The 25,719-nt window shown below is 50.7% G+C and carries 16 protein-coding genes and 3 pseudogenes; 15 read left to right on the top strand and 4 right to left on the bottom strand.

Annotated elements, in window-relative coordinates; all coding sequences use genetic code 11:
• Window positions 1-43 precede the first annotated feature (43 nt).
• Genes vgrG through OC597_RS13460 form a run of 10 tightly spaced genes read left to right on the top strand, consistent with a single transcriptional unit; the run spans window position 44 to window position 13,901 of the window.
• Window positions 44-2,263: a type VI secretion system tip protein VgrG gene (gene vgrG, locus OC597_RS13505; RefSeq protein WP_262209109.1), complete on the top strand. Its 2,220-nt coding sequence runs from the start codon at window positions 44-46 to the stop codon at window positions 2,261-2,263.
• 12 nt (window positions 2,264-2,275) lie between these two features.
• Entirely contained in the window at window positions 2,276-4,495 is a 2,220-nt protein-coding gene (locus OC597_RS13500) for a DUF2169 family type VI secretion system accessory protein (RefSeq protein ID WP_262209107.1), read from the top strand.
• The gene (locus OC597_RS13495; protein ID WP_258528239.1) at window positions 4,470-5,639 is read left to right on the top strand and encodes a pentapeptide repeat-containing protein; all 1,170 of its coding nucleotides are present in this window, start codon (window positions 4,470-4,472) and stop codon (window positions 5,637-5,639) included. Before OC597_RS13500 ends, OC597_RS13495 begins: the two co-directional genes overlap by 26 nt.
• Window positions 5,632-6,249, top strand: coding sequence for a DUF3540 domain-containing protein (locus tag OC597_RS13490; RefSeq protein ID WP_112347635.1), 618 nt, complete (start codon window positions 5,632-5,634; stop codon window positions 6,247-6,249). The genes OC597_RS13495 and OC597_RS13490 overlap by 8 nt, the downstream gene beginning before the upstream one ends.
• Before the next feature lie 5 nt (window positions 6,250-6,254).
• Window positions 6,255-6,620 (top strand): PAAR-like domain-containing protein, encoded by a 366-nt coding sequence (locus OC597_RS13485; RefSeq protein WP_112347634.1) that lies wholly within the window; start codon window positions 6,255-6,257, stop codon window positions 6,618-6,620.
• 8 nt (window positions 6,621-6,628) lie between these two features.
• Complete coding sequence (gene tssJ / locus OC597_RS13480; protein WP_262209104.1) at window positions 6,629-7,135, top strand: type VI secretion system lipoprotein TssJ; 507 nt, start codon at window positions 6,629-6,631, stop codon at window positions 7,133-7,135.
• A gap of 1 nt (window position 7,136) precedes the next feature.
• Window positions 7,137-8,495: a type VI secretion system baseplate subunit TssK gene (gene tssK / locus OC597_RS13475; protein ID WP_112347632.1), complete on the top strand. Its 1,359-nt coding sequence runs from the start codon at window positions 7,137-7,139 to the stop codon at window positions 8,493-8,495.
• Window positions 8,492-10,009, top strand: a complete 1,518-nt coding sequence (locus OC597_RS13470; protein ID WP_262209102.1) for a DotU/TssL family secretion system protein — start codon at window positions 8,492-8,494, stop codon at window positions 10,007-10,009. The genes tssK and OC597_RS13470 overlap by 4 nt, the downstream gene beginning before the upstream one ends.
• Window positions 10,010-10,042: 33 nt before the next feature.
• Window positions 10,043-13,522, top strand: a complete 3,480-nt coding sequence (tssM, locus tag OC597_RS13465) for a type VI secretion system membrane subunit TssM (protein ID WP_262209101.1) — start codon at window positions 10,043-10,045, stop codon at window positions 13,520-13,522.
• Window positions 13,523-13,547: 25 nt separating this feature from the next.
• Entirely contained in the window at window positions 13,548-13,901 is a 354-nt protein-coding gene (locus tag OC597_RS13460; protein WP_112347629.1) for a DUF6277 family protein, read from the top strand.
• A 976-nt stretch (window positions 13,902-14,877) separates the two neighbouring features.
• On the opposite strand, the pseudogene OC597_RS13455 reads toward OC597_RS13460, so the two are convergent.
• Window positions 14,878-15,859 (bottom strand): annotated as a pseudogene (locus OC597_RS13455) (IS3 family transposase); the annotation flags it as partial.
• A 556-nt stretch (window positions 15,860-16,415) separates the two neighbouring features.
• On the opposite strand from OC597_RS13455, the pseudogene OC597_RS13450 reads away from it, so the two are divergent.
• The 5 genes and pseudogenes from OC597_RS13450 to OC597_RS13435 all read left to right on the top strand — a co-directional run.
• Window positions 16,416-16,644, top strand: a pseudogene (locus tag OC597_RS13450) (transposase); the annotation flags it as partial.
• Window positions 16,645-17,150: 506 nt separating this feature from the next.
• Window positions 17,151-19,319, top strand: coding sequence for a methylmalonyl-CoA mutase (gene scpA, locus OC597_RS13445; RefSeq protein WP_262209099.1), 2,169 nt, complete (start codon window positions 17,151-17,153; stop codon window positions 19,317-19,319).
• A gap of 87 nt (window positions 19,320-19,406) precedes the next feature.
• Window positions 19,407-20,504, top strand: a complete 1,098-nt coding sequence (locus OC597_RS13440) for a 3-oxoacyl-[acyl-carrier-protein] synthase III C-terminal domain-containing protein (protein ID WP_262209097.1) — start codon at window positions 19,407-19,409, stop codon at window positions 20,502-20,504.
• A 9-nt stretch (window positions 20,505-20,513) separates the two neighbouring features.
• A pseudogene (locus OC597_RS26655) lies at window positions 20,514-20,945 on the top strand (lipocalin-like domain-containing protein).
• A gap of 218 nt (window positions 20,946-21,163) precedes the next feature.
• The gene (locus OC597_RS13435; RefSeq protein WP_262209095.1) at window positions 21,164-21,559 is read left to right on the top strand and encodes a type VI secretion system baseplate subunit TssE; all 396 of its coding nucleotides are present in this window, start codon (window positions 21,164-21,166) and stop codon (window positions 21,557-21,559) included.
• 362 nt (window positions 21,560-21,921) lie between these two features.
• Here OC597_RS13435 and OC597_RS13430 read toward each other — a convergent pair whose 3' ends face one another.
• Genes OC597_RS13430 through OC597_RS13420 form a run of 3 tightly spaced genes read right to left on the bottom strand, consistent with a single transcriptional unit; the run spans window position 21,922 to window position 25,556 of the window.
• Window positions 21,922-22,452: a type II toxin-antitoxin system RelB/DinJ family antitoxin gene (locus OC597_RS13430; protein WP_262209093.1), complete on the bottom strand. Its 531-nt coding sequence runs from the start codon at window positions 22,450-22,452 to the stop codon at window positions 21,922-21,924.
• Between the two features lie 53 nt (window positions 22,453-22,505).
• Entirely contained in the window at window positions 22,506-23,573 is a 1,068-nt protein-coding gene (locus OC597_RS13425; protein ID WP_112347622.1) for a fimbrial protein, read from the bottom strand.
• Window positions 23,574-23,594: 21 nt separating this feature from the next.
• A complete protein-coding gene (locus OC597_RS13420) occupies window positions 23,595-25,556 on the bottom strand; it encodes a fimbria/pilus outer membrane usher protein (protein ID WP_262209091.1) in 1,962 nt (653 codons plus the stop codon).
• Window positions 25,557-25,719: the final 163 nt, after the last annotated feature.

Below are 25,719 nucleotides of genomic sequence, written 5' to 3'. Positions count from 1 at the left end.
CGCTAGCGGCCTTGTGGGGAAATCCGGTGTCAGAGAGGTTGCTATGCCTTTAATCGAAATTGATAACCCTGTTTTATCAGGTTTGAACGCATTTCCGCTCAGCTTCACCACGAAGGAGGGGCTGTCGAGTAATTCTCAATATACGCTCGAATTTGAGTGCGAACAGGCCGACGTCGATTATGAAACCCTGCTGGGCGAGGGGGTGAATATTCGTATCGAAAGGCCGGACTTTGGTTCGCGTCCATTCTATGCCTACGTTATTGGCGCCTCTGATACGGGGCAGCATCAAGATAAATTTGTTTATAAGCTCGAACTGAGCACCTGGTTATGGTTTTTGATGCAAAACCGCAACTGCCGTATTTTTCAGGATCTGAACATACTCGATATTATCGAGCAAATATTTGCTCGCTATAGCTTTGCCGATTATCGCCTGGATATTCAGAGAACCTATCCGCCGCGGGAATACTGCGTGCAGTTTGCAGAAACGGATTTTGCGTTTATTAGCCGACTGCTTGAAGACGAAGGCATTTGGTATTACTTCGATCATGAGTCGGATAAGCATACGCTGGTTATCACGGAGCGTCAGAACTTCGATGATTTGGACCAGGGCTATGCGGTGCTGCCATTTATGCCGGACAGTGAAGAGAACCGGGCAATCCGCGAGGGGATCCAGCGTATTCAGCGCTCGCGTAAGGTGCGCCCGAACGAGATTGTGCTGCGTGATTTCGATTACCTGAACCCGCGAAAAAATCTGCAAACCAAGGTCGAGGAAAGCAGCCTCGGCCTGCAGAATACCCCACTGGAATGGTATGACTACGCGGCGGGCTATGTTGATACCGAGCGCGGTGAGTATTTGGCACGGCTGCGTCTGGAAGAAATGCAGAGCGACGGCCATTTGCTGTTCGGCGAAAGCAACGCCGTGGGGCTGATGGCCGGTAAAGATTTTACCCTGACGCTGCATCCGGACGGCAACCGTAACCGCCGTTTTAAATTGATTCGCTGTGACTATATTTTCGTGCAGGATGGCCCTGACAGCAGCAGTGAGGGGCGCAATGTCACATGCCAATTCAGCGCCCTGAATGATGACGTGGCGTTTCGCCCATTGCGGCTGACCCCCAGGCCGCAGATGCCGGGCATTCAAAGTGCGACCGTGGTGGGGGCGCCCAACTCCGAAGTTCACACCGACAAATTTGCGCGTATTCGCGTCCATTTCCATTGGGATCGCTACAAAACTACCGAGGAAGACAGTTCCTGTTGGATCCGCGTCGTGCAAGCCTGGGCAGGGAAAGGCTGGGGCGTGCTGGCCATGCCGCGCGTTGGGCAGGAAGTGCTGATCACCTATGTTGATGGCGATTTGGATCGTCCTATGGTCACCGGCATTGTCTATAACGGCGACAACCCGCCACCTTATCAATTGCCGGAGTACATCAACTATACCGGCCTGGTATCGCGCTCGTTGCGCTTTGGCAAACCGCAGCACGCCAGCCAACTGACCTTCGATGACAACCGTGATAATGAACGCGTCATGCTGCATGCCGAGCGCGATCTGCAGACCACTGTGGAACGCAACCAGGCCACCGATGTGGGCATGGACAAGTTCGACATTATCCGCCGCACCTTTACCGACTGGTTCAGTAATCACGTTTCTTATAAGGATTACATCTTCAGCATTACCGGCTTTTCCGCATCCATAACGGGGGTCAATGCATCATTGACGGGGGTCAGCATCAGCGCTACCGGCGTCAGCACCTCGTTCACCGGCGTCAGCACCTCGTTCACCGGTGTCAGCACCTCGTTCACCGGCGTCGGCACGTCATTTACCGGGTTGAGCAACTCATACACCGGGCAGAGCACCAGTTACACCGGCGTGTCCAATTCCATGACGGGCGAAAGCAACTCTTTTACCAGCATCAGCAACAGCATGGTGGGTGAAAGCAACAGCTTTACCACGGTCAGCACCAGCCAGACCGGTTCGAGCACCAGCTTTACCGGCGTCAGCGTGAGTACCGTAGGCTCTTCAACCAGCACGACAGGCGTTAGCCTGAGCACCACCGGCGCCTCGACCAGCACTACCGGCAGCAGTATCAGCACTGTCGGCAGCAGCATCGGCACCACGGGCAGCAGCATCAGCACGACCGGCAGCAGCGTCAGCAGCACCGGCAGCAGCAACAGTACTACGGGGGTTTCCATCAGTTACACCGGCGCGTCACTGTCTGAAACCGGTGTTGACCTGAAAACGGTTGGGATGCAAAGCAAGAACTAACGAGGGACCGCAATGAGAATCATACGACCGCAGCAGTTGGTTGTTATCAAAGGGGGCTATCAGCTCGGACGAGAAAGCAGGCTTGGCGTCAGCGTCATTGCAGGTTGTTATCTGTCCCAGCCGGCACACTTCGTGAGCGAGGCCCAGATTTGGGAGGCGTGGAGAAGCGCGCCTGTCAGTTTTCCTGTGTTGGACGCTGCGGAACCCAAGCCGTTCGCCGAGTATCTGATCGCCGGGCATGCCGGTATTGGCCGGCCGGTTAAAACGTTGAACGTCAGCGCGGATATCGGCAGCCTCTCGCGCCGTTGGCGCATTGAGGGGGAAGGGCGGCGCGGTACCCTTGGCGTAGAGCCTTTTCTCAGAATGCCGATGGATCATCCTTCAGCTTGGGGAGGAACAGAGGTCAAGGAAAATCCGTTGGGGCGCGGCAGCGACGATGGCCTGCGGCCTTTGCTGATGAACCTGGTCGCCGACGGTTCCGCACAGGAGCGCTCGCCATTGGCGGCGCCAACCCCGGTGCCGCACGAGTTCCTGCTGCGTAAAGCGCATATCGACAAGGTGGCGAGCCAGATGTCGGGCAAGGAATACCTGGAAACTGTCTTCCCGGGGTTGCCGGCCGCGATCGATAGACGCTATTTCCAGATGGCGCCGCCCGCGCAGTGGCTGTCGGAGGCGGAGTGGCCGGATCAGGTGCCGTTTGGACTGCAGGGATTTCATGCGCAAGGCGAGGCGATTCACGGCGTTTTGCCTGCGGTGCGCGGGCAGGTATTTATTCGCCGTCATGGGAGCGGCCAATTGGAAACCGTCGCTTTGCAGCGCAAGACGCTGTGGTTCCTGCCGGATAGCGATATCGCTCTGATGATCTTTACCGGCAGCGTGCCGGTTGAGCATCTTTTGGATGAGTCTATCGAGTTGATGATGGCGGCGCTGGATCGTTGTGATGCTCCCCGTTCCCTCGACCATTTCCAGCAGGTGCTGCATAAGCGCAGCGATGACGGTGCCTCTCCCTTTGAGTTTTTGTTCGACCCGGACCTGATGCCGGCGGATATGGGGCTGAACATCATCGAGTCCGCCGCAGATCACCCCAATTCGCTGCATTACGACCCTACGCCCACCGCCGCAGGGACGTCGGCCGCTTTTTATCAGCGCATCCGCGAGGCCATTGCAGTACACCGGCAGCAACAGGCTGAGCCTGCGGCGTCGGGAGCGTTGCCGGAGGTACCTGATGATAACGAGGCCGATCTGCTCTATCAGGATATCGCGACCTTGGAGGAAAAAAACTTTAGCAGTGTGCGTTTTAGCGGCCACCTGACGGGTAAAACCTTCCTCCGCTGCCGCTTTGTGGCGTGCGATTTTTCGCAAGCGACGCTGGAAAACTGCGCGTTCGAAAAATGTGTTTTTGTCGCAGCGGATCTCACACGGACGACCTTGCGCAACGTTCGAATGAGCCACTGCACGTTACAAGACGCGGTGCTGACGGAAAGCCATCTGCGTGAAGTGACGTTCGACAACGTGACGCTGGAGGCACCGCAAGGCCAGCGCTTGCAGGTTGGGAAGTCAACGCTGAACTACTGCGTATTTAATCAAGGGACGTTGAGTGCGAGCTGCTTCGACGCCTGCACGATCGGCAATGGCATGTTCAATGGGACAGTGCTGTGCGGGGTTCGCTTTCTGCAGGGTCAATTGGACGCCTGCATATTCAATCGCTGTTTGGCCGAGGAGGCGGTGAGCCTCGACATGGTGATGACCAAGAACTCCCTGCTTGGCGGTGTCTGGCGAAAAGCCCGCTTTGAACGCAGCAGCATTGAAAGCATGACGGCGGGGATGCAGGTGGATTTTGCCTGCTCGACGTTCAGTGATTGCAGTTTCACCAAAGTCGGGTTGAAACAGGCCGACCTGGCTGGTTGCCGCTTACTGCACTGCTCTTTCATCGAAAGTAACTTCGATCAGGCGGATTTGACCTCTTCGTCAATAACCGCCTGCGATATGGCGGGGGCGCGTTTCAAAGATAGCGTACTGGCTCATTCGCGTTGGCAAAACACCAGCCTGCAGCAAGGCATGTTGTATAACGCCGATTTGCGTGATGCGGGGTTTGACCAGTGCAATCTGGCATCGGCAAACCTGGCGATGTCCTGGCAGGATGCGGCTACCCGATTTAGCGGCTGCCTGTTTGAACGCGCGTGCTGGATGCCTCGCAGAGCCCTGCATGGAGGGTATCCGCATGACAACTGACAGCCGCGTTATTCAACAGGCATTGCCTGACGCCGAGGCGATCAAACAAGAGGTCGAGGGGGCGCTGGCTCAGGTATCGCCTAAATCCCGGGTGTTCAAAAAACGGTACTTTCACGATCGTGAACTGCAGGTGCTGGCGCTGAGCGACTGCTTTTTCATCGACTGCCGCTTTGAACGGGTGGTCTTTAAAGACTGCGATCTTCGCCAACTGCATTTCGAGCGCTGCACGATGAAAGATATCGGTATTGTCGGCGGCCGGCTGGCGCGTCTGACATTTAGCGAATGCCGGCAAGACAACCTGAGTCTGAATGGGGTCAGCGTCTGGAATCTGGCGTACAACGAAGGCGACTTACAGGGGTGTTTTGTCGTTAATTGCCTGTTTGACGATCTCAGCCTGAACCGCAGTAAAGTGCGGGGCGCGGAGGTTGAACACAGCCGCTTAAGCCATTTTGCCGCACAGACCTGCGTGGTGGAGAACGTGATGATGCATCAGGGATTGTTGCATGACGTCAATTGGTACGCCTGCCAAATCAAGGGTTGCGTCTGGCAAGCCTTGTCTTTGGAACGGCAGGTGGCGGGGAGTTGCCAGATCGAGAACTGCAGCTGGCAGGCCATCACAGGGCTAGGTCGCATCTGGTTCGCCAGCCGGCTGACGAAGTGTATTTTGGCTGAGCTGCCGCTTTTGGGGGCCAGCTTTCATCGCTCTGAGCTGGAGGCGTGTTCCTTCGCCGGCAGCGATCTGTCGCTGGCGATTTTTACCGAAGCAAGGCTGCTGCGCTGCGATTTTAACCAAGCGGTTTTGCTGATGGCGCAAGGTCAGGATGCGCGTTTCAGCGAGTGCGCAATGAACGGCGCTAATTGGGAGAAGGCAGTGCTGCCGCGGGCGGAATTCCACCGGTGCGAGCTGGCGCAGGCCAACCTCAATCAGGCCGATTTGCGGGAGATGAATTTGCTGGAGCAACCTTTGTCCACCGCACAGCAGCAAACGGCCCGGTTGCACGGCGCAAAACGTTGCCGCACTGAGACTGCCCCCCTCAACGCCGACCCTTTTTTAATTGCCATTGATGAATGGTACGCACATCAACAACCGGGACCACGACAACCAACCTATCCGCGACCTACAGGAGCGAGCAGATATGTATAAATCCAGAAGAGAACAGCATCAGAAAGGGGGTGCCAACACCAGTGTTACCCCGTTGCGATTGGTGAGCCGAGCCCCACGGGCAGAACAGGGCAGCCGCAAGGTGGTAACGGTGGAGGCTGACGCCAATGGGGGGCTGTATGTCGATGGCATGCGCGCTTATTGCCTGGCGGTGGCCACCAGTTGCCTGGTGCGGCCTTTGGAGGGCGATCGCGTTTGCGTCATTGTTGACGGAACAAAATTGGTCATTACCGAGATTTTGTCGCGCCGCCAGGAAAACACCCTGATGACGCTCGATAGCCGATGCGCCAGTTTGCGCATTGTGGCGCCGGAAATTGAACTGCATGGTGCTAAGCGACTGATGCTGCATAGCCCGGATTTCACGCTGCTGACGCGCAGCAGCCGCTGGATTGCTGACACCCTGCATCAGATTTCCCAGCGCTTGTTCGTCCGCAGCGGATATGCCAGCCGCAAGGTGGATCAAACCGACGAAGTTCAGGCAAAGCACATTGTGCAGGATGCCGATCAAAGCTTTGTCATGAAAAGCGAAATTGGTTCTTTGAAGTCTTCGGCGGTGCTGAAGATCGATGGCGGCCAGGTACACGTGGGGTAATCGAAATGACAGCGGCCAATACCAACATGGGGGGGATCAGCTTTGCCGGCTGTGATCCGATGATACCGGCGCCGGGCCCGAATACCGCGCCGAACAATACCGGCATACCGAACGTCGCCAACTATTTCTGTTGCGGTGGCAATGAACAGAATATAGCCACTATCCGGGTGACGACTATCGATTCTGGGGGCGTTATCGGTGCCGCCTCAGGTACCCATTCAGCCCAAATGCAACCGATGCAGGGCTCGGGGAAATATTTTATCCAGGGCATGCCGGCAACGCGTTTGGGGGATATGAGCATGACCAATAACAACAACATGGTCGCGAATCAAATTGCGCCAAGTCAGACCAAGTATTTTATCAACGCATAGGAGTCACCATGGTGAGGATCCTCCGGGGGTATGCCGCATCGGGCGTTCTGGCGGCAGGGTTACTGAGCGGGTGCAGTTGGTTCTCTCAGGATCCGTCACAGGAGATGACCAACCGAATGCGTTCGATTGACGTTGATGTTACCGCCGGTGCCGATGCGAATCCCAATGCCGCCGGTCAGGCGCAGCCTGTCAAGGTGTGCGTGATCGAAACCACCCGGCCCGGCTGGATACCGGAAGGGGTTAGCGATGGCGCACCTTGTCGCGATGCGCCTTTGACTGAGGGGGTATTGAGCCGCAATCAGAGCATTCTGCAACCGAAAGAGACGCGGCGTTATCGCTTTGAGGTTCCCGCCGGACAGGAACGGTGGATCGTTATCGGCGCGGAGTTTCAGCAAATCAGTGGGGTATTGCCTTTAGCCGAACAAAAATCACCAGCGCTGGCTTATTCGCAAATAAAGGTAATGGTGGGAATGACGTCACTCTCAGTAGTGGCTAACGACAAAATGGATGAATGACATGTTACCTAAACAACGCGTCGCCTGGGTAGAAGGCATGTTGATGGAGCCGCAGCACTTCCAGCAACAGGAACGGTTTTTCGAACACTTGATTGATACGAGGCTGCGCAGCGTCGAGACCTTTACCTGGGGTTTTATCACGCTGGAGATCGATCGCGGGCTATTGGAACAGGGCAAATTCGCGCTGAAAAAAGCCAAAGGAGTCTTTCCGGACGGCACGCCTTTCAGCATGCCGGAAGATGTGCCGCTGCCTTTGCCGTTGGTGATGGGCGAGGATTGCCAAGGGAAGGTGGTTTGCCTGTCGGTGCTGATGGATATTACGGGCAACGCGCAGATTGACCTGGTTCAGGATGATCGCAAGAACAGCCGGTTTCGCACTGTGGATGCCGAGGTGCCGGATCGCAACCATGGCGTTAGCCTGGAAGGCACGCCGCGCGTATGCACTATGCAGTTAGGGAGCTTGGTTACCCGGCTGAGCCTGGAGGAAACCGTCAGCAGTGCGGAAAGCGCCTTGCCGGTTGGCTTTATTCGCGAAATAACCAGCGATCGCCGAATTATGTTGGATGAACGTGCATTGCCGCCGCTGCTCGATTTCCGTGCCATCGGCTGGTTGCCCGGCTTCACCAGCGAACTGCTCGGCCTGATCAGTCAGCGCCTGGAGTCGGTATTCCGGCCCGATGTGCATATGACCATTGGCGGGCTTTCTGAACTGTTGGAATTGCTGCTGTTGCAGACGTTGAGCGAGTTTAACTTGCGCATCAGCCAACTGTTGGCGTGCCCGCAGGTGCATCCGGAAAAGCTGTTCGAAACCTTGCTGAGCCTGTTGGGGCGGTTGAGCATAATCCCCGGCGGAGAACGTCTGTGGGATCGTGCGGATCTGGTGTATCTGCACAACGAGCCGCACAACAGCTATTTTCAGCTGTTCGCCTCGATTCGCCGAGCACTGTCATTGGTTATCGAAGCGCCTGCAGTAGCACTGTCGTTTATTGATCGGGGGGACGGTATTTATCTGTGTCAAAACGATACCCAACTGCGGTTGGAAAAACTGGTGTTTGCCGTCAGTTGTGGTTTATCCATCGAGCATTTGCGCTCGTACTTCCCCGCTCAGGTCAAGTTGGGGTCGGTGGAGAAAATCATTCAACTGATCGATTTGCAATTGCCGGGAGCGCGACTGCTCCCTATGGCATCACCGCCGCGGCATATCCCTTATTACCCGAACAGCATTTATTTCGAGGTCGATCACTCAGACCCTATTTATAAGGAAATGATGGCTGGATCGGCGCTGGCGCTCAGTATTGTTGGCGACTTCCCGGATTTGCGTTTTGACGTCTGGGGGCTAAGGCAAGGAAGAGTAGGATGAACGAGTTCGAGAGAAAAATGCGCGAGGCGATGGCGGCCACACGCAACAAAGCTTATCCACAGCTTCCCTCTGCGGAGGCGGGGAAAACTGCAGCGGAAATTGCCGGGCTTTCCCTGGGCGCTCGCGCATTGGCCGCGAAAATGCGTCCTGGCAGTCAGGGAAATCCGGCGGGAGCCGCGCATGCCGAGCCAGCAGCGGGTGAGTCTGAATTTGTCACAGCGGCAACCGGTGAACCTCACGCGGTAGCACAGGCTGGCGAGGCAGCTTCAGGTAGCGTCAATGGCCTATTTGGACGGGCGGCGTTGAGCAGGCCCGGCGTGATGATGGGGCATTGGGATAATGCGCTGATTGCTGCGGCGATACCGGTTTTACTGCAGGTGGAACGGGGGCGCGATCAGGGGCAGCTGAATCCGGCGGCGGTGCGCGCCCAAATGGTCCGGGAGATACAGCAGTTTCAACAGAGCTTACTGAAGGAACATATTACGCCGGATGATGTGGACAAGCTGGCGTACCTGCTTTGCTCTTATGTTGACGAATGCTGCATGAGCACTCTGGAAGCGGGCACGCTAAATCTCAGCCTGCTGGTCGAGTTTTATCGCGACGCCTGGGGCGGCGAAAAATGCTTTGACCATCTGCAGGGCTATCTGGCCGCCACTCCGCGGGATAAGGATATCCTGGCTTTCTACGATCTTGTCCTGTCACTGGGGTTTGAGGGGAAATTCCATGTGATGGAGCGTGGGGCAGTGTTGTTGGCTGACGTACGCAATCATCTTGATAGTTACTTATATAGCCAGGATCCGACGCAAACGCTGGCCGATGCCAAACCGGAGAGGGTGACGCATAGAGTGAGCCGAGTCACCCCTATAAAGTTATTGGGCTACGGCATGTTGCTGGCATTGCTGACATATGGGTCAGCTGCTTGGTATCTACACGAACAATCACGGGCGTTGCGTAATGCCATCTTGGCATGGACGCCACCAATACCTAGAAAAATCAATATAATGGAAACCCTTCCGCAGCCGCTGCCTCAAATACTTAGAGAAGGTTGGCTTGAGGTCAGGGCGGATCCGCGTGGCTGGTTGTTAATCTTTACTTCCGACGGCGCATTCGCCAACGGCAAGTCGACACTGTCGGAGGAGTTTAAACAGAAACGCAATATTGAGCGCCTGGGGGAAGCCTTGGCCCCGTGGCCGGGTGACTTGGAAGTGATCGGCCATACGGACAACACTCAGTATCGCAAAACGTCCAACAACTCCAACCTGAAGCTTTCCGAAGCGCGTGCGCAGACGGTGGCGGAAAAGCTGCGAGAGTCGCTGGTCAATAGCAAATACAACCGAACCGTGACGTCGGTCGGCAAAGGGGATGCAGAACCGCTGGATGACAATGCGACCGAAGAAGGGCGCCGCCGTAACCGCCGGGTAGACATTCTTTGGAGAATTGGTGAACGAGAGATATCCGATCCGCCAGCGGATTTAAACAAAGCAGATGTTGCGGCTGCCCCTGGGGAAAACTGAAGGAACTCACCTGCGTCGGAATAAGGAAGTTATATGATACGTAGATCATTCGTCTTAGTGCTGGCCCTATTGCTTTGTGCGGTGGTGTGGTGGATTGGGCCGCTGATTGCCATCGGCACTTACAGGCCTTTGTTCACCGTGTGGGGGCGCGGCATCATCATCGCTCTGATTCTGTGCTGGGCGCTGTGGCCATTCGTCGCGACATTTTTGTCTTGGGTATTCGGCCACGCCCGAGCGCCTGCACCGGTCAAGAAAAAGTCGGCCCAGCGCGATCGCGTGACCTCGCGTTTTTACGATGCTATGCGCACATTGCAGTACGTGGGATTAGCGAAGCAGTGCACCAATTGGCAGCGCTTTAAATACCGCTTTAACCGCCATCACATCGGTGAAAAACCCTGGTTCCTGGTTATTGGGCCGCCGAACAGCGGGAAAACATCGCTAATCGGAGAAAGCGGGGAACGTTTTCTGATGGCGGAGCATTATGGCCTGCAGCAGACGGTGGATATCGGGCCGACGCAGGACTGTAACTGGTGGCTGGCGGAAAACTCGGTGTATATAGACACCTCTGGCGAATGGTTGCAGTTGAACGGCTTGGACGAAGAAGGCAGCAAAGCGCGCGACACCCTGTTCAAACTGATTAAGCGCCATCGCCGCCATCCGGGAGTTGACGGCATCATATTATGCCTGGATGCACGTTGGCTGCTGCATGCGTCGCTGACGGAAAGAAAATCCGTGGCCGATGCGTTGCGGGTGCGCTTGTTGGAACTCGCCGCCTGGTTTCGCAGCGATCTGGCGGTGTACTTCACCATTAGCCATATCGATCAGATTGTCGGCGGGGCCACCTTCCTGTCGATGCTGGGCGACGATCTGTTGCAAAAAGGCATGGGTTTTAGTCTCAATCGCGCCAAACAGGGGGAAACTCCTTTCGAACAGTACGAAACCCTTTACCGTGAAATGGTGGCGCGAGTCAGTCATCACGTTCTTGAGCTGTTGCACGATGTGCCGGACGGCCACAATCGTCAGCAACTGCTGTTTTTCACGGAGGCGCTCGGCTCGCTGGGCAATCCGCTTTATTCGCTGTTGGAGCAGATCTTCCCGCAGACCCCGGTGGGCTATTCCTGCCATCTGCAGCAGGTTTGGTTGGGCAGCACCGTCGCGCTGCCGCCGCAGGGCGCTATTTATAACGCGCAGGCGGCGGACATGTATGAAGCCCGTCCAACCGGGTGCATATATCACCCTGAACTGAGCTACGCCAGACAGGAGCGCGGGGTATTGCAGCAGTCGTCGCATGGGCTGCCGTTGGGCAACAGAATGGGCGTGATTGGGCGCTATACCCTGGTGTTGATCCTATTGGCGGTGTCTTTCAACCTGTTGGCGATGCGTTACCTGTGGGAGAGCGATTATATTTCCTATATTGCGGCACGCTTCGATGAAACAAAACGCATCGTGCGTGAGATACCTGTCACTAATCGCATCAGCGATGACGTTATTTCTGCGTATGAACAAATGGGCTATATGAACGCCCAACTGGGAGGTGAAGTGTCACCTTTGCCGAATCCCTACTTCGAACACAAGCTGATCAACAACGCGGCGCAAAAAACCTACCAGCGCCATTTGCTGCAGATTTTCTGGCCGGCGGTAGAGAACTACATAGCCAGTGAGCTGAAGAACGACGTATCGGCCTCCAATAAAGATGTGTATAGCACCCTGAAGGTTTATCTGATGATGGGGCAACCTTCGCATCGTTCCGCACAGGCGCTGAACGATTGGTTTATGGCGCGGTGGGAAAACTTTATGCCGCAAGGCTACACCGATATGAACAAGGATATTTTCGCTTACCACTTGCGCGAAATGTTCTCGTTGCCCGATGCGCCGGTGATGAAAATGGACGGCGATCTGTTGCGCTTGGCACGGGTGAAGGCGATGAATATTCCGATGCAGCTCAGGGTTGTACGCCGCATAGAAGAAAAACCCTTGCCGGCCGCCATCGGCGACATTTCTTTGGCCGATGCTGCGGGGCCAAATGTCTCTTTGATGTTGCGGCGCAAGAGTCAGGCAACGGTTACCGATAGCGCCGTGCCGGGGTTCTATACCCGAGCCAGTTATCGGGATGTGTTCCTGCCTCAGCTGGACTATGCCGCCAAGGATATGATCGAAGAGGAGTCCTGGGTGCTGCGCGACAGCAAAGAGGATGGCTCGAAAGTCACCACACTTGCTTCCGCGCAGAAGCTGGCCGATGAGGCGAGGAAACTCTATCTGATTGAGTATGCGGACAAGTGGGATGCCTTTGTTCGCGACGTTCGGGCCCGGCCGGTTAACGGGCTTGAGGATGCGGCGATTTTGGCGCGTCAACTGTCGGATCCGTCTTCGTCATTGGCTAACCTGGTGCGGTTTGCCGCTCGGGAAACCAGCATTACGGGAACTAATCAAGGGGATGCGGCCAGCTGGTTCGATCGTCAGCGCAACCGAATTGAGCAGCAACGGCGTGATATTCTCGGCGAAATCTCCGGCGAGCGTGCGCGCTTTCGTCTGACGCCGGAACGGGCGGTTGAAGATCGCTTTGAACTGCTTCGTCGCCTGGGCTACCAGCTACTGCAAACCACCAATGCCAGCAATGATCCCTTGAGCCGCAGTTTTGAGGCGCTCTATAGCCAGTTGACCACGTTGTCTACCTCGCTGCGCGGCGGGCAAGTGGTACCGGCCGGCGGCACCTTGAAGCGCTTGCAATTGGATGCGGCGCGGCAGCCGGAGCCGGTGTACAGCGTCATGATGGATCTCCTGCAGGTTGGGGATAGCCAGACGGTGCAGCAGAGCCAAAAAAATCTGAGCAAAGGGGCTTCGTCGCTGGCCTCCGGATTGTGCAAAGGGAGCATCAGCGGGCGTTATCCGTTTGCCCGCAACGCCAGGGCAGAGGTCGGGATCGAAGACTTCTCACGTATGTTCGGTCGCGATGGCGCCATGCAGCAGTTCTTTGACGAAAACTTGGCCTCCTACGTGGATGTGAACGCCAAAAAGTGGAATGCCAAGCCAGGAGCCGAAGGCATTGTCAATGCGAGTACCTTGGGGGCTTTCGAAAATGCCCGATTGATTCGCGACACTTTCTTTACCTCGGGCGAGAAGCTCTCTTTTTCAATGTTTATCAGGCCATTATCACTGACGCCTACCATTACCGAAGCCACTTTGGATATTGATGGCCAGGTGATTACCTACAGCCACGGTTACAGTCAGCCAACCCGCATTGATTGGCCCGGCCCCAAAGGCGGCAGCTATGTTCGCCTGACATTTAGAACGGGTACCGGCCAGATTCAGGTTTCCAGTTTTGACGGCCCCTGGGCTTTGTTCCGCATGTTTGATGCCAGTAATCCAGTACCCCTTGCCGGCGATAGGCGTGAGTTAACGATGTCAATGTCTTCCGTCGTTGGCATGCTGAAACTGGAATTGCGTTCCACCATGAAGGATTTCCCACTCTGGTCACGGGCGTTGAGAGGATTCTCCTGCCCAAAAGCGATGTAAACACAACCGAGAAGAGGTAATTACTATGTTAGATCCAGCAAAAATCTTTGAAACCATGCAGGCGGGCGGCAGCCTGGGACAGAATTCTCAATCTTCCCTTAGCCAACCTTTTATGCAAGGGGTGAGTAATATTCAGATGTCGGGCCCTGATGCGGCGAAGTCCGTGATGAGCAACGTGACAAAATCCTGTGACGATATGTTTGGTAATATGAAAGGCATTTTTAACGGGCTGCAATCAAATGTGACGGCGCACCAAAAAATGCAAACGTCCGAACAGCCGAAAGACTTTAACGTGCCAATGGACGACCTTCGCCCAACGATTGCTAAAGGTTTTCCAAATGAAATGGCAAACTTTTTCACGAAGGTACCCAAACTGTAACGTGGAGGCTATGTGCTTTAATCATTAAGAATGCCGGGGGATGAATTTGTTCCCTGGCATTATAAACAGGAAGGGGTGCCATGATATATAACTGGATGTTAAAAAATGCTAACCCACTGACGGGTTTTTTACTCGTTACATGTTCTGGTTTTTTTAATTTTTAAAAAACAATATACGTGAGAGATCAGTAACGGCGTATGCCTATATTGCAGGTGCAATAGTCTAGTATGCGCTCGACTACAAGCTTGATCAAGTTGTTGATAATGGATGTTTTATCAAAGGATTGACTCCAACTTTCATCATATAAGTAGAGAGATTTTGCTGGCCGCTAAATTTTTATACTTAATATTTTTAACACCTTTCTATGTAAGTTATATTTATGGACTTAACATTATAAATAAAATGATTTATAAATGCATACAGACAGCAGTAAAGGAGCTAAAGTATATACTCCGTTATCACTAAGACTCTATGACTGGTGGGTGCTAAATCTCTCTAACCGTTATGCGTGGCGCTGCAAAACAGAATCTGTACTACTAGAGCATTTTCAACAGTATATAGGAGTTCGACATTTAGAGGTCGGTGTAGGGACGGGTTATTATCTTGCAAAGTCATAACACAAAATTCGATACATCACATTACTGGATCTCAATCCAAACAGCTTGAAAGCGGCAGAAAATCGCGTGGGCTCTGAGCGATTTGCAGAATGTATTGAGCATGACGTATTCATCCCGTTGCCGAAACGCCTAGAAGGTAATTACGATTCAGTTTCAATGTATTATCTGCTGCACTGCCTACCAGGCGACATAGTGGTAAAAGCGCCATTATCGGTAATTTTGCGTCCACATTGAAGGCGTCAGGCACATTATACGGAGCGACCATTTTGGTCAAGGGTGTGGAGCAAAATACATTTGGCCGAAAATTGATGAGTATATATAACAAGAAGGAAATAATCTCGATTCACTCGACAGTTTACATATTCCGTCAGCCAGCGCTCCATTATTTCCCGTGCTTCATTCAGTATTCTGAACAGATAAAAATCCAGTATTTCGGTCCGGTACGTTCGGTTAAACCGTTAGATAAAGGCATTTTTCGTCGGTTTGCCTGGCTTAATAAATTCTAGTAATACACCGTGTTATTCGGCCCACTGCGCCAGAACCAGTGATATCAGTTCTGGTCCGTTATCCATCCACATCTTCAATGGTTATCCGCGATTCGCTACTATCCTGTCCAGCACTCTTACTACCCGCTGAGTCGGAATATTCAGTTCGATTTCTATCGTAAGGGTCTCGCGGTTAAAATGATCCACTGCATTCAAGGTCCGGAAGCGTCTGCCACACACAAGTGCATCATGCATAAAATCAATCGACCAGCTTTGGTTGAGTGCTTCTGGTATCGCCAGGGGAGCAGGATTACGCACCGGCAGACGTAGCATTCCCTTGCGACGAAAATTCAGTTTCAACAGGCAGTAAATTCGGTGAACCCACTTATGGTTCTAGGAGTGGCCCTGTCTGTGCTGCACCTGAAACAGCTTCTTAAAACCGTATCGCGGGTAACGCTCCGCCATTTCAGTCAGTATCTGGGTCACCGGTTCATCACGTGGGTATCGGGCAGGTAAAAATATACTGCCCTGCTTAGCGATAACGTCCTGCATGCGAGGCGGATGCTCATGGCAAATTGTGCGGTCAGATAGCCAACAAGCTCACGTTTTATCGCTGATTTTAAAGCTTTTTTTCGATGACGTCTTTCAGTGCCCGGCACTCCAGACTGAGAGCGGCAAACATTTGTTTGAAAAGACGATTTTCGTCCTCAATGTTTTTCATCTTTTTGATATCATTGGCTTTCATGCCACCGTACTTTGCTTTTCAGCTGTAGTTCGAGGCTTCAGATATTCCCGCTTTGTGTCAGACATATTTGACGGAGCATCCGGTCTTGACGGACTTAAGAACGGCGATGATCTGGTGTTCGGTGAATCAGGCTTTACACGTGGCGATCTCCTCGCAGGGACATAAAAAGTATATCGGAAGATCTCTAGAAGTGAATGGTTCGGTTAAGTGAAATACTTACAGCACGAGCTATTTTTTTTCCGTTGTCGTAATAAACCTACTTTATGTCATACCCTAACAGCAGTATAGCGACCTAAGGAGCATCGATATTGCGATAGCCAGACACATAAATATTCTAATGTTGCGATATAAAATCGTTTTTAATACTAAAAATTAGAAAATAATCGCTAAGCAACTAGAATATTTACACTGGTCTAAAGCCAGTCCATGTAGATAATTGCTCTTACCCCCTTTGCCCTGAGCGACCTTGCGGTTTCAGGGCTTTTTTAACTCAGAGCGTGAATATGTATAATTGACTCGCCTTACTGGTATTTGTATTAATTCGGAATTTTTTTTTACTTTATTATTTATCGGCGAGATATGGAGCTATTAAAAAACGGCAGATTAAAGTAGACTGACCTCGCCTGGTAGGCGATCCTGCGCAATAATTTTATTATAGGAGGAGCGTATGGGAGCACCAAGATTTACAACTAAAAGTAAAGAAGAGGCCGTCCGTCAAATCACGGAGCGTGGTTATTCCGTTGCTGAAGTTTCTGTCCGTTTCTGCGCACAACCTCTACAAATGGCTGTGGGCCATAAAACCCGATAACAGCGAACAACATGCCCATGATTTACTGGAAGCCCAAAGCGAGCTCCTGAAGGTACGGGAGCAACTGAAATGGGTAATTTCAGAAAAAGGGTATCCTATTTGTTAATATTTTTACAGCTTCAATTTTGAATTATTCAGTGAAATTTTTGACTGTCATGAACACTACTTCATTTAATTACCCTAACTTTCACACTATCCTACTGAAAGAAAATTAACGAGTACAGGATAAAAACATTATGAAAAATATAATTAGTCTGATTGGTTTTTTGGACTGATGATAGCCCAGATACGTTTAATCTAGCACCCAGTCAAGGGGTTGTATGTTCAATAGCTTGACTTGGCTGACGAAGCGTGATGATACGCTCGTGAGTTGTGACGTCAGCTTCTCGACCTGAATATCTACCCGTAGTTTTTGCGAGTTGAATGTCCTCGTGTTGCCTTGATCACCATAGGGAGACTGCTGTTCTAGCCTATTTTCGTTTTGTTTCACTTTTTTTGTTATGACGGGTGGACTTAAATATCATCCTCACCTAGTTTTATATTTCCTGCATATCTTACAACTTAATGCCTCTTCACTAAAATATTAGGTATATCATGAAATTACCTGAATCTGACGTGATGTCTGAAAATTCACTACATTGCGACTCAAACGTAGAATTAATAAATAATAATGCACCTGATGTATTACCGTTAAAGATGGTTTATACCCATGATGATATAAAAGATATCGAACATGTGTACTCATTGCCGGGGCAACCACCTTATGTTCGGGGACCGAATGCCACTATGTATAGTGTTAAGCCCTGGACCATTCGCCAATATGCCGGCTTTTCAACCTGTCAGGAGTCCAATATGTTTTATCGTAAGGCGATGGCAGGGGGCGTTCAGGGGATTTCAGTGGCGTTTGATCTCGCCACTCATCGGGGCTATGACTCAGATCATCCGCGCGTCACCGGGGATGTAGGCAAAGCTGGTGTAGCAATAGACTCTGTCGAAGATATGAAAATATTATTCGACCAGATCCCTCTGGACAGCATATCGGTATCGATGACCATGAACGGCGCAGTATTGCCTGTTCTGGCAGCTTATATTGTGGCGGCAGAAGAACAGGGGGTGGCATCTGAGCAGCTCAAGGGCACGATTCAGAATGATATTTTAAAAGAATTTATGGTGAGAAATACCTATATTTACCCGCCAGTTCCCTCAATGCGCATTGTCTCGGATATTATTTCTTATACGTCGAAAACCATGCCGAAGTTTAATTCCATTTCAATTTCTGGCTATCACATGAAAGAGGCGGGTGCCAGTGATATTCTGGAGTTGGCATTGACTCTGGCCAATGGCAAAGAGTATGTGCAGACTGCATTGAACCAGGGGCTGAACGTTGATGATTTTGCTGGCCGTCTGAGTTTTTTCTTCGGTATCGGCATGGATTTTTATCAGGGAATTGCCAAACTACGTGCCGCTCGTCTACTTTGGTATCAAACCATGTTGGCCTTTAATCCGCAACGTGCAACTTCTCTGATTCTACGCACCCACTGTCAAACGTCGGGTTGGTCGTTAACCGTGCAAGATCCGTACAATAATATGGTACGTACCACCGTCGAAGCGATGGCAGCGGTATTTGGTGGAACACAATCATTGCATACCAATGCCTTTGACGAAGCTATCGCTTTACCAACAGACACTTCGGCACGCCTGGCGCGCAATATTCAGTTGATCCTTCAGGAGGAAACCGGGATTTGTGCGGTAGTGGACCCATGGGCTGGTTCATACATGATGGAAAAAATCACCGATGAAATGGCTGCTGGAGCCAGGAAACTGTTGGAGGAAATTGCTGCGATGGGCGGGATGCTAAAAGCCCTTGAATCAGGCTGGGTGATGCAACAAATTAGCGCTTGCTCGGTGCGGACTCAAGCGAAGATAGATACGGGTATACAGGTAATCGTCGGGGTGAATAAATACAGATTACCGGGTGAACGACCGGTCGATTACCGTGAAGTTGATAATAGTGCAGTGCGTAATGCACAAGTTATCCGCTTGAAAACATTGCGTGAGGTGCGTAATGCACAAGCGGTGAGTCAGGTTTTGGATAATTTGACACATTGCGCTAAGTCCGGTGTAGGAAATCTGCTAGAACTGAGCGTGCAAGCAATGCGTGTCAGGGCTACAGTCGGTGAAGTTTCTGCGGTATTGGCCGATGTTTGGGGCCGCTACCATACAAAACCACAGGTTATACAAAGTCTCTACGGTGAATTGTTAGAAGATAATCTCCAATGGAAGGAGTTACTGCAAAAGGTAGCGATGTTTCTACAGCAGTATGGCAGAAGGCCTAAAATCATGATCGCCAAATTGGGCCAGGACGGACACGATCGTGGTGCTAAAGTGGTGGCATCAGGTTTTGGCGATTTAGGTTTTGAAGTCGAATTGGGCGAATTATTTATGACCCCGGAGGAAGCGGCAGATCACGCAATGAGTTCGGGATGCCACGCTATCGGTGTATCGTCATTAGCGGCAGGACATAAAACCCTGATACCTGAGTTGTTTAATCAGCTTAGTGTGAAAAATATGAATAATATCATTGTGTTTGTCGGTGGTGTTATTCCCCAGCAAGATCACGAGTTTTTGTATCAGTGTGGTGTGACCGATATCTTTGAGCCTGGCACACCGTTATTGGTTTCTGCTCGTCGTGTATTTGAGCGCATTGAAAATGTTGAGCAAAAAAGTAATAGTTTTGTTTTTTCAAAACATCAATTAAAGTAATTTTTTTAATGTTATATTTAATTGTCTTTTATAAAATTTAATTTCAATAAATTAACGGGTTTGTTATCCATAATATAAGGTGTGACTATGAGTATAACACAGCAAGGATTTTATTTTAATTATAAAATCGCTGGAATCTCTAGTGTTATCGGTAAAGTACTAGGTATAGATGAATGGGCAAAAAACTTTAAGGTGCCCAACAGAAAAAAACCAGGCAGTTTTCTATCCGGTAGTGATATTCAAAATATTATTGGTCCAGTAGCATCTAAAAGCTGGGACCCTGATTTTTTTAGGGATTTTAATCACATTATAGAGATTGCTCGTACGGCTATGGAGGATGCCAACGTGACTGCACAAGATATTGATATAGTGATGGTAGCCACCAGTACGCCATATGAGGTACAACTGGATTACGATTCATTTAAATTGTTACGTGCGCTTGAAATACCTGACCATATTCCTCCATTACAACTCGCTTCTGGTTGCGCAGGTATGGCGCGAGCGTTGTCACTAGCAGCGAAGCTGAATGTAAGAAATATTCTGATTGTTACCTATGAAGTATCCAGTTTATACATGGTTTCACCGATTTATCGTTACAACACGCATCATCCGTTGAACAACGCATTGTGGGCATCACCTGCTCTATTTTCAGATGGCGCTGCGGCGATTGTTCTGCGGCATAGTCCTTCTGCTAACGGTTACAGTTTGTATAGCCGTGATTCGCTGAGTTTTGGTGACGGGGAGGGATTTGATGACCCATTGATCCATTATCCCGGCGGTGGGGCATTGAACCCGCCCGGCCTTGAGCAAAGTGAGCAACTGTCTTGCTATGCCATGGCTGGAGATAAAACTAAACTCTATTACTCTAAAGGAATGAAACTCAATCACCAGGGGTTGGAAATCCACCGCCAACATTATTTTAATGAGGTCGAGCGGATTTACACCCATCAAGCCAGCCCGAATATGGTGGAAGGTTTTATCAAAATGTTCAGCGAAGAGACTGGCGTTGAACAGTCCAAATTCAGTACTAACGTGCGGAAGTATGGCAATCTAGTTATTCCTAGCACACTTAAGATGATCCACGATGATATCAATGCCAAAAAACTGAAGTCTGGCGATGAGTTGGCTGTCATGGTCGTTGGTGCCGGCCCGGAACGCGGTGCATTTTTAATTGAATTAGAATAGAAAGTAAAAGTGGACAATATTTTATTGGGAAGCTGGCGATTGATATCGTCAGTTTTAAAAACCGATGACAACAAAATACGTTTTCCATTGGGAAATTCCATGATTGGTCTCCTGTATTATGACTCCTCTGGCTATATGGCAGTGCAGCTTTACAGTACCGGACAGGCTCCTTTCGTACAAAGCGATCAGTTTAAAGGAAGTGATCAGGAGATCCGTCAAGCATTCGTGACATCACTTTGCTATGTTGGACGCTATAAAATTGATTGCTCTCAAAAATAGGTTGTCCATTGCGTTGAAGGCTGCAGCTTTCCAAATTGGATAGGTAAGCAACAGGTACGCTTTTATTACCTTGAGGGTGATATGCTTGTGCTGAGTATGGGACCAATCGACATCGGAGGGGCACCTCATACCGGTGAATTGGTTTGGCGTACAAAATCCTGATAATTAGTTACCACGTAAGTGTTAGCCGAAGGCCGTATTGATTTTTTCTCCGACGGGATAATGATACCTTAGGCCAGTAGTTCATGTATTGGGTTGAACTAGTGCACCCACGGCCAGCATATTACATATGCTGGCCGGGTTCTACGAGTGTCCAGAAGATCTGCTGAAGCATCGAGCGTGTTTAATTCTGGGATCGTTACCACTTTGATGCTCGCACGATGCGCACACTTATACAGCGAAATATTACCGATATTTTCAATACGGCTAATACGGCTAATATGGAGGATAGGTTGGATAAGGTGCGTCATGGATCTATTGCGGTGTCGGTGGTTAATTTCGGCATTTCACCGCTGGTCGGTGGCTATGCAACGCTTCGCTCCTGGGGGGCACTGGAATACATGATACGTGAGGCGATAATCCGCTTCGAGCCGCGCCTTATCGCTGACTCTATTATCATCACGTTACTGGGGGACATGCAGTCCCCCGTCTGCAATGGTATTATTCAGTTCGAAATCCGCGCGCTGGTTAAATGGGATCCACAACCTTTCGATCTCTTCCTCGGGGCTCGTTATGACATTGAAACGGACAGTGCAGGTGTGACATTGCGTCCGTAACGGAAGCGTTACCATAACCATAAAATGAATTGTGTGATAAAGAACCACAAGATCATGCTAATGCCGATGGCGGAAATAAAACCCTCTCTTTTAGAGTATTCGTACGACGCCATTTCCCTGAGGAAATGTATATAAATCACCTTAGGTAGCCGTAGCACTATTGTTACGAATGATGCAGCGACAAGGATCTGCTTACGCAGAAAGACTTTTCTCATAATAGACAAGTTCCATTTTATTTCGGTAACTATCGACATTAAACGTAGAGGTTTTCTTTGACATCGAATATGTGACCGTAAATTACCCAAAGAAACCGCCCTTCAATGAGGGCGGTTTAAATAAATTAATATTTAACTAATAATCGGCTACGTGCCCGTTTCGGCATCAGTGAGCATCTTTAACTCCAGCGATAGTTTTATTATTCCGATTTCATCAAGAAAGTAGCCCTTACTGGCTTCAAACATGAGATGAGTCTCAATAATATAAAATGCCCGTTTGGAACCGTTAAACACCTTTTTCCAGTCTATGCTATCTTCGTAGTTTGACGAAAATAAAGATTTCTCTATTTGACGGAAGTTAGCGATAAACTCAAGGATGACATATTTTAGCAATGACAGACCATTTTCGGTGATCTGCTCTGCGCGTTCTGTTTTTCGATAAAAATCGTGCAGGGTATTTTTCAGTAATAGATAATCCATAAATAAATTGCTGAGTAAGGTACTGGGTTTGTTAACCTGCGTATTGCTGATGAACGGCAGCTCTTTATGTTGCAAAATATAATGATAAAGCCCGGTGATAGCCGTAGTGGGTTTTATTCCTAGGTTGCGTAATATTTGATCGACCCCATCTTTCAGGTTTTTGTCTACCTTTACGCCAATTTGCGTTTGTTCACCCATTATAATATCCTTATTATAACAAATGGTTATTTACGATTTGTTATTTGCAGCATTTACTCATAAAAAATGTTTAATGTGGCGCTGGTATTTATCTTTCCTTTGCCCGCAGCGGACAGGTTATAGGGGAAATAATAAGCACCCATAGTCATTGTGAATTGGGCATCCAATGTGTCACCTGCGTTAGCTTTAAACAGTGAGGTCGCGTTTCCTTTATGAGTTGTGGAGGTTGACATTATCACTGGCGTTGAAAGACCGTTTGGCTGGGTAAGACGGATGCCGATACCTTTGGCCGATCCGGCGCCGGTGTCTATCATTACGCTGTTATCTGAGGCCAATAGGTTGTTGCTCGATAAAAACATCTCAATACTTCTGTCTGACGTTCCATTCTCCAGTCTGTTTTCACAGCGCATATTCAGGGTAAACGGCGTAAAACCGGGGCGAGTTTGACCGGCTAATTGGGCAAGACCCAAACGCGGTAATCGCACCGCCAGGCCAGCATTTTCAAACTGGCAGGTCGTGGCTTTTGGCGTATATAAGATAGTTAAGGGTTGCATATACATGTCCCGTTGATCCACCGGCCATCCATTGCCCGTCAACCAGGATAAAAACTTTCCCGCCTGTTTGATGGGCCAGGTGATAATTTCCCATAAGGACATGCCGGTCCAGTCGGATGCCATCATGGAGTTATCAATATAATAGCTATTTTTTGTCGTAGTGCTGCCAGATTTTTTTACCAGTGTCGCTTTAACAGTATAGCCGATATTCAGCTCTGTCGCTGAATGTTGCCCCCTTTCTGCAAGAGTGATTTCACTTTGTTCAGGCGCTGAGGTTTGTATCTTAATCCAGTGTTTTCCATCGCCAAAGCCGACAACCAATGTGTTACTGGCCGTATCGGCTATTGGTGAGAAATAGCCCAATCTGTTGTTTCTGGTTGTGCAGTCGAAGACGCCTGAAAACTGTGTGTGTACCTGCCCGGTCCATTCAGGTGAGTTAACACTGAGCTTATCTGACAGGTCGATAGTGATCGGGTTCGCTACCACCAAAGGATTACCGTAGCACTTTGCCGAGCTTTCTCCGGCGTAAAAACCGGCTATTAAAATGGATAAATACAATGTTTTCATAATGACCTCAATCACACGTAATCAACGGCAAATTAGCTTATTCACCGCCGCAATATCGGCGGCAGTCAGAGCAATGACGCAGTTGCCGGCGTCACCCCGGTTGAGCTTGACTTCGAGACGTTCTGGTACTTGTTCACTCTTAACGTACAGTACGCTGGCCTGGCCGACATAACCGACCGATCCTCCGCTTTGGTCAATAACCTCCGCGCCGAATGGCAGGGGGGTTCCATCAAGGAAGGTGGCGTTCAGCGTATAAGATTGGCGCAGATCGGTGGCAAATTTGACGCGATTGACTGCACCGTAGAACGGTACGGTATAGCCGATGTTATTGGTAATCTCTGCGCCGGTTGCGTCATTGGTGTCTGAGAGCGTAAGCGTGTTTTGGCGATACGGCGTGGCGTAGGGAACTAGGGCTAATCCGTCCCGGTTGGTGATAATACTTTCATCGCCATTAACCATCAGGCCAGCAGCCTGCGGGGCGTCGATCACCGTCAGGGTGTGGCCAATCTCATTGCTGGCCAGCAGGTGCCAGGGAATGGCTACCAGGCTACCGCGTGCGCTAAACCCAACCTGCCGATAATCGGTTGCCTCACTGTAAGATCCCCCGAGGGTTGAAAGCGACGTGCGATAGTTGGCGCTTGCACCAGCCATATTCTCGCCGCCAGACTGATTGGCGCCGGACAGCGTATAGCTCAGTTGGTTGGCATCACCGGACACGCCGCTGACGCTGAGCTGGCTCTGCTGGTAATGACTGTCCGTCATCGACAGGCTGCTGCTCAGATAGGCGGTGTGTTCGAAAGCATCGAAGGGCACATTGATTGACAGGTAATAACGCGTTTCTTCTTCATGGCTGTCATTACGGACACGGCTGGCGGAGAGATTGTAATCCACCTTGCCGAAGGCATTGGAATAACCCAGTTGGTATTCCCGGCTGTTGCCCTGTGCGGTCCAGTAATCGCGCTGGGTGCCAGAGAAAAACAGTGTGCCCAGATTGTCGCTGAGGCGCTGGTTCAGGCTCAGGTTAAAGGTATTGCGTGGCCGGGCCGAACGCAATGCATCCAGCGTATTCATATCCAGCGGATCCTCGGACCATCCTCCCGGTGGACCCTGAATATCGGGTTGCCGATCGGCTAGTTGGCGATAACCGTCGTGGGTATAAATAGCATCTGAAAAACTGTAATAACCCTTGGTCGAATATCGATAGGCCGCCAGGGTAAAGTTGGTGGCGGTGGTATCTAGGAATTTACTGTAGGCAATTCGGTAGCTTTGTCCGCTTTCACTCCTGCCCGGGAAATGAGCGTCCGCCTGGGTGATATCTACGGATACAGCCCCAAAGGGCAGGTTCCAGCCGCTCCCCAGTAGGTAAGAACGGTAATCGTTACTGATAAGCACACCGGCATAGCCGGTGACCAAATTGTTGAAGCCGTATTGCAATGAACTTTGCAGAAAATCCGGACTGTAACGAGTATTGCTTTGCTTGACCTTGCCCGCCAACAGCGCGTATTTGGCGATCCCTGGTTTCAACATGTTTGGCACGGCGGAAAAGGGCACGGTGAAAGACTGTTCACTGCCGTCTGCCTCTTTCACGATCACCAATAGATCGCCGCCGGAGCCAGTGGGTTGAATACTGTCGAGGCTAAAAGCACCTGGCGGGACGTTTTCCTGGTAAATCACGTTACTGCTCTGCATCACTTTGACCAAAGCATTGGTTTGTGCCACGCCGTGAACCACGGGTGAAAATCCCTGTTGGGAATTGGGCAACATGTTGGTATCGGAAGCCAGTGAGATCCCCCGTAAACGGACAGAGTCAAACATATTGCCTGGTGAATAGAAATCACCTCCGGTTAACGTTGAGGTAATAGACGAGAACCCGCGCTGCAAATAACGGGTATTGTTTTGCCACTGGCTGTCACGGCCGGAATAATGTGAAAAGGTACTGTTATCGCGGATCTGCCAGCCTTCAAGGTTAAAACCTGAATTCAACCCAGCGTACAGATCGTCCCGGATGGCGGTATTACCGGTTTTGAATTGTGACCGGTAATAGGTGGTTGAATAGACCCTAGTTTCCTAGACTGTTCCGTGCCTCATGAACCAGGCACTTTCATAAACTGCAGGGGGTTGATCCTCACAGGCACTGTGGCGGCGT

This window comes from Serratia proteamaculans (assembly GCF_946227095.1).
Taxonomy (GTDB): Bacteria; Pseudomonadota; Gammaproteobacteria; order Enterobacterales; family Enterobacteriaceae; genus Serratia; species Serratia proteamaculans_E.
Note: the sequence above shows the minus strand (reverse complement) of the source record. Positions and strands in the feature narration are given on the sequence as shown.